The organism is Xanthomonas sp. Leaf148 (assembly GCF_001423585.1).
Lineage (GTDB): Bacteria > Pseudomonadota > Gammaproteobacteria > Xanthomonadales > Xanthomonadaceae > Xanthomonas.
The window spans coordinates 1,014,758-1,026,863 of the sequence record NZ_LMOP01000008.1; the positions used below are offsets into that span (position 1 = coordinate 1,014,758).

The following is a 12,106-nucleotide window of genomic DNA, read 5'->3' on the forward strand; positions in this document are numbered from 1 at the left end:
GGGCAGCGGGTTGCCGAGGGATGCTGCCCTCTCGCCCGACTCCGATGTCTTCGATGCCGTCTTCCTCCCCCGCACATCCCGCTTCGTCCGTTGCCGGCGATGGCCTGCGCCCAAGCCTTGCCGAGTTGATCGCATTGCGTGGCACTGCGTTGCATCGCGGGCAGCCGGGGCGTGGCCGACATGGGTTGGTGGGGCCAGTGCCGGCCACCACCCGCGGGCGTGGGATGGAGTACGCCGAGTCGCGCGAATATGTCGCCGGCGACGATGCGCGGCATATCGATTGGCGCGTCACCGCACGGACCGGGCGTGCGCATACCAAATTGTTTCAGGCCGAGCGCGAACGCTTGAGTCTGATCGTTGCCGATACCTCGCCTGCGCTCTTTTTCGGGACGCGGGTGCGCTACAAGTCGGTGCAGGCGGCGCGCGCTGGCGCGGTGGCAGCATGGCTGGCGCAGCGGCAGGGCGACCGGATTGCCGCGTTGCGGGGTACCGCCAGCGAAGCACCGATTGCACCTCGGTCGGGTCAGCGCGGTGTGCTGCCGGTGCTGGATGCATTGGCGCGCTGGTATGCGCAGCCGCCGTCTGGCGATGCCGGGCTGGAGGTTGCGTTGGACCATGCGGCGCGCCTGCTGCGTCCTGGTGCGCGCCTGACGGTGCTGGCCGATGCGCGAAGTGCGAGCAAGATTTCTGCGACGCGCTGGTCTGGTCTGGCGTTGCATCACGAGGTGGTGGTGATCGTGTTGGTCGATCCCCTGGAACTGTCGCCGCCGGCGCGGGCGCTGAGCTTCGATGTGCGAGGCGAGCGCATTGCGGTGGACCTCGGAAGCCAGGCCGCGCGTGCGCGCTGGCAGGCCGAGTTCGTCGCGCCGCTGGAACAGCTGGCCACGACGCTGCGATCGCGTGGCGTGCGCTTGCATCGGCTGTCTACCGACGATGCCAGCGATGCGTGGTTGAGCGGCAGTACGCTGATGCGGGGCGCATGACGATGGCACCGCAGTCGCTTCCGCTGCGCGATGTCCATCTGCCGCCGTCGCCGTCGTGGTGGCCGTTGGCGCCGGGGTGGTGGCTGGTGATCGCTGTGGTCGTGCTGATGCTGGTTGGTGCGTGGTTCTGGTGGTGGCGTCGTCGTCGGCAGCAGCGCGGCTGGTTGGCTGCCTTCGATGCCGAGCTGCAGCGTGCGACGACGCCTGCGCAGCGCCTGGCGACCTTGTCGATGCTGTTGCGCCGCGCGGCGCGCACGGTGGATACGCAGGCCGACCGCTTCCAGGGCGAGGCGTGGTTGCGGTTTCTGGACGGGCGCAAGAGCAAGACCCAGGCGTTTTCGCAGGGGCCAGGACGGGCCTTGCTCGAAGGTGGGTTTCAACGCGCACCGGCAGTGACCGATCTGGATGCCGTGCAGGCGTTGGCGCGGCAACGTTTCTTGCGGCTGATGCGGGGCCAGCGATGAACTGGCTGCAGTGGTCGCAATGGCAGGACGCGTTGGCGCATTGCGCGTGGCCATGGGCGTGGTGGTTGATGCCGCTGCCGCTGCTGATGTGGTTCTGGCCGCAGCGCCGTGCCGACACGGCCGCGCTACGTGTGCCGTATGCCGATCAATTGCATGCAGTCGCCCAGGCACGGCGCGTGCCCGCCTTGCGCATGCCGCGCTGGCTGGCATGGCTGGGCTGGTTTCTGTTGTGCGCCGCGCTGGCGCGTCCGCAGCAATTGGGTGAGGTGATCCAGCCGCCGCGCGAGGCGCGGCAGATGATGCTGGCGGTGGATCTGTCCGGCAGCATGAGCGAGCCGGACATGGTGCTTGGCGGCAATGTGGTCGATCGCCTCACCGCCGCCAAGGCGGTGTTGTCGGACTTTCTGGATCGGCGCAACGGCGACCGCGTCGGCCTGCTGGTTTTCGGCCAGCGCGCCTATGCGCTCACACCACTCACTGCCGACCTGACCTCCGTACGCGACCAGCTGGCCGACAGCGTGGTGGGGCTGGCCGGGCGCGAGACCGCCATTGGCGATGCGATCGCGTTGTCGGTCAAACGGCTGCGCGAACAGAAACAGGGCCAGCGCGTGGTGGTGTTGCTCACCGATGGCGTCAATACCGCCGGTGTGCTCAATCCGTTGAAGGCGGCCGAATTGGCCAAGGCAGAGGGCGTGCGTGTGCACACCATCGCCTTCGGCGGTCGCGGCGGTTACTCGTTGTTCGGCGTGCCGATCCCGGCAGGCGGCAACGACGATATCGATGAGGCGGGCTTGCGCAAGATTGCCGAGCAGACCGGTGGGCGCTTCTTCCGCGCCCGCGATACCGAAGAGCTGGCCGGCATCTATGCCGAGCTGGATCGACTGGAGCCGGTGAAGGCGGTCGGCCCGTCGGTGCAGCCGCGTGTGGAGCGCTATTACTGGCCGTTGGGCGCAGCCTTGCTGATTGCCTTGCTTGCTTACGTACTGCCGCGGAGATGGCGATGAACGCGCTGTCGGAAGGACTGGCCACACTGCATCTGCTGCGCCCGGATTGGCTGTGGGCGCTGTTGCTGATCGTGCCGGCAGCGCTGCTGTGGCACCTGCGTCGACGCAGCGCCAATGTGTGGCGCAACAGCGTGGACGCGCATTTGTTGCCGGCCTTGTTGGTTGCCGGTGGCCGGCGGGGCTGGTGGGGCTTCGTGCTGGCCGCGCTGACCTATGCGCTTGCGGTGGTGGCGATGAGCGGGCCGAGCTGGCGGCAGATCGAGCGCCCGGTGTTTCAATCGAGTATGCCGTTGGTGGTGGTGCTGGATCTGTCGTCCAGCAGCAATGCGACCGATCTGCCGCCATCGCGCCTGCTGCAGGCCCGCGCCAAACTTGCCACGCTGCTGCGCAAGCGCGCTGGCGGCGACGTGGCGCTGCTGGTCTATGCCGGCGAAAGCTTTACCGTTGCGCCATTGACCGAAGACGCGGCCAACGTGGCGCTGTTTCTGGATGCGCTGTCGCCATCGGTGATGCCGGTGGACGGCAAACGTGCCGACAGGGCCATCGATGCAGCCGCCCGGCTGTTGCAGCAGGCGGGCTTCAAACAGGGCGATATCCTGCTGGTCAGCGATAGCGCCGACAGCTCGGCGGAAAGCGCCGCACGCACCGCACGCGCAGGTGGGTTCCATGTTTCCGCACTCGGCGTAGGCAGCCCACGTGGCGCCGCCTACCGCACCGGCAGCGGCGAGATCGCGCAGGCAAAACTGGATGAGGCAAGCCTGCGCGACCTGGCCGGGCAGGGCGGCGGGCGCTACGCGCGCATCGCGCCGGACGACGCCGATCTGCAAGCGCTGGGGGTGCTCGATCCCGCGCAACAGCCGCTGGCCGATGAAACCTCAGAAGCCAACGGCGGCAAGACCTGGCTCGACGAAGGCTACTGGCTGGTGCTGCCGGTGATGCTGTTTTCGCTGTTGGCGTTTCGACGCCGCGCAGTCGTGGCGATGGTCGCGTTGATGTGCGTGTTGCCGCTGGCGCAGCCTGCACAGGCGGCCGACGGCACCTTGTGGCAGCGCGCTGATCAGGTGCAGCAGCAGCGCCTGGATGCCGGCGTGCAGGCGTACCGCAAGGGCGATTTTGCCGCTGCGCAAAAGGCATTCGAAAGCGTGCCGACCGACGAGGGGCTTTACAACCTGGGCAATGCGCTGGCGCGACAAGGCCAGTACGACGAGGCGATTGCGGCCTACGATCGTGCGCTCAAGCAGCATCCCAAGCAGGCCGATGCGATCGCCAATCGCGCGGCGGTCGATGCAGCGCGCAAGCGCCAGCAGCAGAACGACAAGGATGGCAAAGGCCAGTCCAAGGATCAGAACCAGTCGGGCAAGAACAAGCCCGGTCAGGAGTCGTCCGGGCAAGACCAGCAGAACGCTAAAAACGCCGGCAAAGATGGGCAGAACACCCCAGGTGAGCAAGGCAAGCAGGACGGCAAGGATCCACCGTCCGACGCGCAGACACCGCAGGACGGCAAGTCGCAGCAGCAATCGTCCAAGGACGGCAAGGGCGAGCAAAGCAAGCAAGACACGCCACCGCAATCGGCCGATGCAAAGGCGCAGCAGCAGGCCGACGAGGCGCAGCGTCGCAAGATGCAGCAAGCCATGGCGCAGGCCGGCGACAAGGGCGCCGATGCGAAAGGCAAGCCGGAGGCCGCGATGGCAAGCGAGACGCCGGAGCAGCGCGAGCAACGTCAGGCAGTGGATGCGTGGTTACGGCGGGTGCCGGACGATCCGGGCAGCCTGCTGCGCACCAAATTCAGGCTGGAATACGAACGCAGACAACGGGACGGACGATGATCGGCACACACCACTTGCGCCGCGGTGCGATCGGCATGCTGGCGAGCATGATGTTGTTCGTTTGCACACCGGTGGGTGCGGTCACGCGCGCCTGGCTGGACCGCGACAGCGCCAATGCCGGCGACGTGGTCATGTTGAATATCGAAACCGACCAGCGCGGCGTCGATCCGGATTACACACCGTTGCGCAACGATTTTGCGCTGGGCGCCAAGAGCGCCAATCAGCAGATGCAGGTGACCAACGGGTCGGTAACGGTACGCGCGTTATTCGGCGTGGTGTTGACGCCGCGCAAGAGCGGCGAGCTGATCGTGCCCGCGATCCGGGTCGGCAACGAACGCACCGAGCCGCTGCGACTGCAGGTGGTGGCCTCGGCGAACGATCCGGCAAGCAATAGCACTGGAAATCGCAGTGGTGGTGGCAACGGCAACGGCAGCGCTGCTGCCAGCGAGCCAAGCGCAGCGCAGGGCAATGAAGAGGTCTTCGTCCAGACGCAGGTGGACGACCCGCAGCCCTACGTGCAGCAAAGTGTGGGCGTGGTGGTGCGGTTGTACTTCGCCAATCAGCTGGCCTCCGGCGAGCTCGATCTGGAAGCGCCCGATGGCGCATCGCTGCAACGCATCGGCGATGACGTCAGTTCGGTCAAGCTGGTCAACGGACGGCAGTACAACGTGGTGGAGCGGCGCTATCTGCTGGTGCCCGAGCGCAGCGGCCGCTTGCTGTTGCCGTCGGCGCGCTTCAATGGCCGCTCGGCGGGCGGTTTCTTCGATGATTATTTCGGTCGTGGCAATGGCGAACTGAGTGCGCGCAGCGCCAGCATTCCGCTGCAGGTGCGCGCGCAGCCGGCCACTGCGCCGCAGCCGTGGCTGCCGCTGCGTAGCCTGCAGCTGCGTTATACGGCCACGCCGCAACGCGCAACCGCCGGGGAAGCGACGCAGTTCGTGGTGGAAGCCAGCGCGCGTGGCGCTACCCAGGCACAGTTCCCCGAGTTGCCCACGCCGAGCGTGCCCGATGCGCAGGTGTTCGCCGAGCCGCCGCAATACGAAGAACGTTTTGTGGACGGCTCGCCGCAGCTGCGGCTGACCCGTCGCTATTCGATCGTGCCCAACCGCGCCGGCCCGTTGGTCGTGCCCGGTCTGCAGGTGGCGTGGTGGGACGTCGGTGCGGGCGCGGCAAAGACGGCCTCGGTGCCGGATCTGACCTTGGACGTGGCCGCGGGGAGTGGCGCTTTCGCGGCGCCTGCGCCTGCGCCCGCCGCAAGCCCGTCGAGCACTGCTGCAGCGCCCGTGCCCACGGCTGGCACGCTGAGTTTGCAGCCACCACTGCCCGCGCAACGGCCATGGGGCTGGATCGCTGCGGCGCTGGGTTTTGCGTTGCTATGGGTCGTCACGCTGGTGTGGGCGTTGTTGCGTAAGCGCGGTGGCTTGCACAGTGCTCCCAGTGCCAACGGCGGCGATGCGCCCGCGCCTGGCCGGCGCGTGACGCATGGCGTGGCCGAGTTGCGCCGCGCGCTGGATAGCGGTGGCATGGACGATGTGGCTACCGTGCTGTGCGGCATGGCTGGCGTGGCCGATATCGACAGCGTGTTGTCGGCGCTGGCGGATCCTGCCCAGCGCGTTGCGGTGGCACGCATGCAGCGCGCCCGTTGGGGCGGCGATGGCGATGTGGCGGGCGCGCGTGCGGCATTGCGCGAGGCCTTTGCCAAGGGGCCTCGCTGGCGGCACGCGAGCGCTGCAGAACCTGAGGTGCTGGCGCCGTTGTATCCGCCAGCGACTTGATCGCCTGCGCGGCATCGGCGCAGGCCGACAGGTCATGAAGCGGCGCCTTAGTTGTGCATCGCTGTGGCTCTCAGAGCAGTTAACAACGCGTGTGCAGTCGCCAGTCGGTGCGGCTGGCGCTCTGAACTCAGGTCTCATTCGGACACTTCGGTTCTAAGCGCGTCGTCGACGCATGTACCTGAAAACTGCTTGCTACGTTTTGTTTGCAGCTCCTGGTTCCTGCGATCAGCTGCGTTGCCGAAAACAAGGCGTTGCGGCTGCGATTTGGCTGCGAGGCCCTTGCCCGCCCACCATCGCGGGACACGCTGCAAGTACGTCCTTGTAAGCTCTTACGCGGCATCCATGCCGCGTAAGGTCCCGCGACGGTGAGCGGGCAAGGACCAATCAATAGTGTCGGTGTGCATGGTGCAAGCAAGGTATGACGCCTGCGTTCGGATAACGGCGAGTTTTGTCATCCTTCCAACGCAAGCAGATCAACGGCCACTTCGCTGCAGGGCCCTTGCCCACCCACCATCGCGGGACACGCCGCAAGTACGTCCGTGTAGGCTCTTTGGCGGCATCCATGCCGCCAAAGGTCCCGCGACGGTAAGCGGGCAAGGGCCAGTTGCGTCGGTCGGTGTGCATGGGCGAGCAATGCGTAAGTTCGCTCTGCGATCCATGGCGCTCGCTAGCGCTACCTTTTTGCGCCTACGTTTGTTGAAGTCGATAACGCAGTTGCTTGCATCGGCAAGCTAGCGTGCCACGCGCTGCGATCAGCTTTTTCAGGCAAACACCGACCAACGTCATGGTGCGGTGTCCTTGCCGCTTGCGGGACCGTGTGGCGGCATGGATGCTGCCACCGAGCCTCCAAGGACGGATTTACGGCGTGTCCCGGAAGTGGTGAGGGCATCGCGCCCTCGACCGGCTTGGCTTTAGAAGAGTTATCCGGTGTCAAAGCTCAAAGCCTCAGCCGCAGTGAAATGAGTTGATGCCAAGCCCAAAGTCCCAGGCCCCGGCGCCAACCGCCAAGCGCCAAGCGCAATGGCAGCCTGCATCGACACGAGCATCCAAGCGCGAGCATTCGACAAAGCAACCCACCAGCGCGTGCTGCAGTACAAGCGCGTGCAGCAGTAGGGGAATCGCTTCCTGATTCAAGCCGAGCCGGTCACTGGCCGGACCTGCCAGGCCTTGCGCGCGATGCGTGTGTTGCCGTCGCAACGCTCGCAGCAACTGCCCTTGAGAGGTACACCTACCCTCGGGCAGGTGCAGCGCGGCGTGGCTGCCTCGATGGCGTTTGTTAAGCTCCGGCCTTTGTGTCCAGATCAAGGCCCACCAGATGACTGCATCCCCAGCCGCACGCCGCCCGGGCCTGCCCCTGCATTGGAAGATGGGCATTGGGTTCGCCGTCGGCCTATTGCTGGGTCTGGCCGTCTACTATCTGGCCGGCAGCGATGCCGAGTGGGTGCGCCTGGCGACCAAGTACGTGACCACGCCGTTCTCGCAGATCTTCCTCAATCTGATCTTCATGCTGATCGTGCCGCTGTTGTTTTCGGCACTGGTGATGGGCATCTCCGAGATGGGCGACATCCGCGCGCTAGGCCGCGTGGGCTGGCGCACGCTGGGCTACACCGTCGTGTTGTCCGGCATCGCGGTGCTGCTCGGTCTGGTGTTGGTCAATGTGCTCAAGCCCGGTGCGGGCGTGGACCCGCAGCTGGCCAATCAGCTGATCCAGGAAAACGCCGAACGCACCCGCGAGATCATCTCCAGCTCCGGCACCCAGCCGCAGGGCATGGACATGCTGTTGTCGATCGTTCCCAACAACGTAGTCGCGGCCGCCTCGAGCAATGGCGCGATCCTGTCGCTGATGTTCTTTGCAGTGATGTTCGGCGTCGGCATGGTGCTGACCGCCGACGAAAAGGTCGCCACGCTCAAGCGCGGCATCGAAGGCATCTTCGAAATTTCGATGACCTTGATCGGGTTGGTGATCCGTCTGGCCCCGTATGCGGTGGCCTGCTTCATGTTCAACCTGGCCGCGCTGTTCGGGTTCGATCTGCTGATCCGCCTGGGCGCCTACGTGGGCGTGGTGGTGTTGGCGTTGGGCTTGCACATGGTGGTCAGCTACGGGCTGGCGGTGAAGTTTGCCGGGCGCTCGCCGCTGGGCTTCTTCAAGCAGACCCAGGAGGCCACGATGATGGCGTTCTCCACCGCCTCCAGTAACGCAACCCTGCCTACCGCCCTGCGCGTGGCCGATGAAATGGGCCTGCCGCCGCGCGTGTCGCGCTTTGTGCTCACCGTCGGCGCCACCGCAAACCAGAACGGCACCGCGCTGTTCGAGGGCGTCACCGTGATCTTCCTGGCGCAGTTCTTCAATGTCGACCTGAGCATCGGCCAGCAGTTCATGGTGATGCTGGTGTGCATCCTGGGCGGGATCGGCACCGCCGGCGTGCCGTCGGGCTCGCTGCCGGTGGTGGCGCTGATCTGCGCCATGGTCGGGGTCAACCCGGTCGGCATCGGCATGATCCTGGGTGTGAACCATTTCCTGGACATGTGCCGCACCGCACTCAATGTCACTGGCGATCTGGCGTTGACGACCCTGGTGGCCAAGGGCGAGGAATAGGGAATGGGGAATGGGGAAGAGCGGGCTGGTGCGATCGGGACGGGTGATGTGAGGTTCCGTCGCAGCGGTGACTGCGGTGCGAGCGGCGTTAGCCGCCAAGCTGCAACACTGCATCCGATTCCCCATTCTCAATTCTCCATTCCCGCACCCCCCAATCCCGGCCCCGCTAACACGCTCTGTGGGAGAATAGGGGTCTCCGCTTCCAGCGGTGTTCCCCTCCGCTTCCATAGACGCCCATGACCCAGCCCACCCGCCGCCAGCTGGCCAACGCCATCCGTTTTCTCGCCGCAGATGCGGTCGAAGCCGCCAAGTCTGGCCATCCCGGCATGCCCATGGGCATGGCCGATATCGCCGAAGTGCTGTGGAACGATTATTTCCGGCACAACCCGAACAACCCGCAGTGGTTCAACCGCGACCGCTTCGTGCTGTCCAACGGCCACGGCTCGATGCTGCAGTACGCGCTGCTGCACCTGACCGGCTATGACCTGCCGATCGAGCAGCTCAAGCAGTTCCGCCAGTTGCACAGCAAGACCGCCGGCCACCCCGAGCGCAGCGAAACCCCCGGCGTGGAGACCACCACCGGTCCGCTGGGGCAGGGTTTCGCCAATGCAGTGGGCTTTGCGCTGGCCGAGAAGTTGCTGGCGCAGCGCTACAACCGTCCGGAGCTGCAGATCGTCGACCACCGGACCTGGGTGTTCATGGGCGACGGTTGCCTGATGGAAGGCATCTCGCACGAAGCCGCCTCGCTGGCCGGTACCTGGGGCCTGGGCAAGCTGGTCGCGTTCTGGGACAACAACCATATCTCCATCGACGGCAACACCGATGGCTGGTTCAACGACAACACACCGGCACGGTTCGAAGCGTACGGCTGGCACGTGATCCGCGATGTGGACGGGCATGATGCCGACAAGATCAAGGCGGCGATTGAAGCGGCGCTGGAAAACAGCGACAAGCCAACCCTGATTTGCTGCCGCACCAAAATTGGCTTCGGTGCGCCCACCAAAGCCGGCAAGGAATCCTCGCACGGCGCGCCGCTGGGCAAGGAAGAGCTGGAAGGTGCCCGCAAGGCGCTGGAATGGCCGTATGGTCCGTTCGAAATTCCCGAAGAAATCTACGCCGGCTGGCGCGCAGGTGGCACTGGCACGCTGCGTCAGGCCGAGTGGGAGCAGTTGTTCGACAAGTACGGCAAGCAGTACGCGGCCGAAGCTGCCGAACTGACCCGTCGCTCGCACGCCGAGCTGCCGGCCGACTTCATCGCCCAGGCCGATGCCTACATCGCCAAGGCGCAGGAAGACGGCCAGACCATCGCCTCGCGTAAGGCCTCGCAGCTGGCGATCGAAGCGTTTGCGCCGTTGCTGCCCGAGTTGATCGGCGGCTCGGCCGATCTGGCGCATTCCAACCTGACCCTGTGGAAGGCCAGCAAGTCGGTGGCCACCGACGACCCGGATGCCAACTACGTGTATTACGGCGTGCGCGAGTTCGGCATGACCGCCATTGCCAATGGTCTGGCGCTGCATGGCGGCTTCATTCCGTTCGACGCCACCTTCCTGGTGTTCAGCGACTACGCGCGTAATGGCGTGCGCATGAGCGCGTTGAATCCGGCGCATGCCATCCACGTGTACACGCACGACTCGATCGGCCTGGGCGAAGACGGCCCGACCCATCAGCCCGTGGAGCACCTGGCATCGCTGCGCTACATCCCCAACAACGATGTATGGCGCCCGGGCGATGCGGTTGAGTCGGCGGTGAGCTGGAAGGCCGCAATCACCCGTAAGGACGGCCCGAGCTGCCTGATCTTCAGCCGCCAGAATCTGCAGCACCAGCCGCGCAGCGCCGAGCAGATCAAGCTGATCGAACGCGGTGGCTACGTGCTGGCCGACGCGGAAGGCGGCACGCCGGACGTGATCCTGATCGGCACCGGTTCGGAAGTGGGCCTGGCGGTGGAAGCCAAGAAGACGCTGGATGCGGCCGGTTTGAAGACACGCGTGGTGTCGATGCCGTCCACCGATGTATTCGATCGCCAGGATGCGGCGTATCGCGAATCGGTGTTGCCCAATGCAGTGCGCAAGCGCGTGGCGGTGGAAGCGGGTGTGACTGGCTTCTGGCGCAAGTATGTCGGCCTGGATGGCGATGTGGTCGGTATCGACACCTTCGGCGCCTCGGCCCCGGCCGATCAGCTGTACGCGTACTTCAAGATCACCGCCGAGCACGTGGTGCAGGCGGCGAAGGCGCTGTAAGCGCGCAGCGTTGCGGATAAGAAAAACGCCGGCCAATGCCGGCGTTTTTCGTTGTGGCTGCCAGTGACGTCATCGTTGGATGCGCGCATTGCTGCGGAATCGGTTGCGGCTCCCGGCCCTTGTGATGCTGAGAGGGCGCAATGCCCAGGTGGCGGGTCTGCGTTGCAGAACGCGTCTACGCGTGGGGCAAGCAGTCGCGGCATGCCGGTGATGCAAGAGTGCTGCACCACGCAGCACCAGGCCGCCGGATGGCCGTGCAGTAGTGGCGTCCCGCTCCTAGCGCGCGTGCTTCACCAGCGTCTCTGCACGAATCCGTTCCAGTACCTTCAACTGCGCGTCCATCATGGTCGGGTTGGGGTCGTGCCCGGTGCGCGGTAGCGGCAAAAACGCCTTGCTCGGGGCAGAAATCGCATCGAAATAGGCTTTGCTGACCTCTGCTGGCGTGACCAGGTCCTGGTCGCCCTGCAACAGATAGACCGGCATGGCGAAGCGGGTTCCCAGTGTGCGCAGATCGATGCCCGGGCCCATGCCGTCGCCGTGCAGACCGACGAACTGCAGGAACGAATAATCCTCTCCTGCCTCGTACGCGGCGCGGTATTCCGGCGTGTCGTAGTCCGGCGCGAAGGTGAACCAGCCCGCGGGCGCAGGCTCGGTCTGCAGCGCTTCGTAGGTACGTGTCAGACGCCGCAGGATGCCGAAGTTGCGTGGGTTGATCCACGGCGGAGGGCCTATCTTTTCCAGTTTGCCGATGGCCTCGGTATCGCTGGCCGCGCGCGCCAGCTGCAATGTCTTTGCGTAACTCGCCGCCATGTCGTCCTGGTAGTTGGCCAGTTGCGCGGTGCCGACATAGGCCTGAAACAGGTCCGGTTGCGCCATGGCGATGTTGACCGCCAGCGCCGACCCCCATGAGCCACCCATGAGGATCAACGTGCGCTTGCCCAGCCGTTGCGCGGCATAGCGGGCGATCGCCACGCCATCCTCGCTCAGCCGTTGCACGGTCAACGTGTCGCCATCGGCCGGCGTGCTGGCAGCGTAGGTCTTGCCTGCGCCGCGCTGATCCCATTGCACGATGGTGAAGTGCTGCGTCCAGCTGCCGAACAACTGCTGCGCAAAGGGCGTATTGGGGTTGCCCGGCCCGCCGTGCACGATCAGCACGACCGGGTTGCGGCAATCCTGCCCGTCGATGGTGACCCATTGCGCGATGCCGCCGATCTGCACAAG

At 65.6% G+C, this 12,106-nt stretch carries 8 protein-coding genes; 7 read left to right on the forward strand and 1 reads right to left on the reverse strand.

What is annotated here, in order from left to right:
- The first annotated feature begins 20 nt into the window (after window positions 1-20).
- The 7 genes from ASF90_RS08985 to tkt all read left to right on the forward strand — a co-directional run bounded on the left by ASF90_RS08985 (window position 21) and on the right by tkt (window position 10,885).
- A complete protein-coding gene (locus ASF90_RS08985; RefSeq protein ID WP_055848671.1) occupies window positions 21-983 on the forward strand; it encodes a DUF58 domain-containing protein in 963 nt (320 codons plus the stop codon).
- Window positions 984-985: 2 nt separating this feature from the next.
- The gene (locus ASF90_RS08990; protein WP_055848674.1) at window positions 986-1,447 is read left to right on the forward strand and encodes a DUF4381 domain-containing protein; all 462 of its coding nucleotides are present in this window, start codon (window positions 986-988) and stop codon (window positions 1,445-1,447) included.
- Complete coding sequence (locus ASF90_RS08995) at window positions 1,444-2,451, forward strand: VWA domain-containing protein (RefSeq protein WP_055848677.1); 1,008 nt, start codon at window positions 1,444-1,446, stop codon at window positions 2,449-2,451. The genes ASF90_RS08990 and ASF90_RS08995 overlap by 4 nt, the downstream gene beginning before the upstream one ends.
- Complete coding sequence (locus tag ASF90_RS09000; protein WP_055850295.1) at window positions 2,448-4,277, forward strand: tetratricopeptide repeat protein; 1,830 nt, start codon at window positions 2,448-2,450, stop codon at window positions 4,275-4,277. The genes ASF90_RS08995 and ASF90_RS09000 overlap by 4 nt, the downstream gene beginning before the upstream one ends.
- Entirely contained in the window at window positions 4,274-6,052 is a 1,779-nt protein-coding gene (locus ASF90_RS09005) for a BatD family protein (protein WP_055848679.1), read from the forward strand. The genes ASF90_RS09000 and ASF90_RS09005 overlap by 4 nt, the downstream gene beginning before the upstream one ends.
- A gap of 1,315 nt (window positions 6,053-7,367) precedes the next feature.
- Window positions 7,368-8,648 carry a dicarboxylate/amino acid:cation symporter gene (locus tag ASF90_RS09010; RefSeq protein ID WP_115513753.1) on the forward strand — a complete coding sequence of 427 codons (1,281 nt, stop codon included), beginning with the start codon at window positions 7,368-7,370 and terminating at the stop codon, window positions 8,646-8,648.
- Between the two features lie 236 nt (window positions 8,649-8,884).
- A complete protein-coding gene (tkt, locus tag ASF90_RS09015; RefSeq protein WP_055848685.1) occupies window positions 8,885-10,885 on the forward strand; it encodes a transketolase in 2,001 nt (666 codons plus the stop codon).
- Between the two features lie 276 nt (window positions 10,886-11,161).
- Here tkt and ASF90_RS09020 read toward each other — a convergent pair whose 3' ends face one another.
- Window positions 11,162-12,103 carry an alpha/beta hydrolase gene (locus tag ASF90_RS09020; protein WP_236699256.1) on the reverse strand — a complete coding sequence of 314 codons (942 nt, stop codon included), beginning with the start codon at window positions 12,101-12,103 and terminating at the stop codon, window positions 11,162-11,164.
- Window positions 12,104-12,106: the final 3 nt, after the last annotated feature.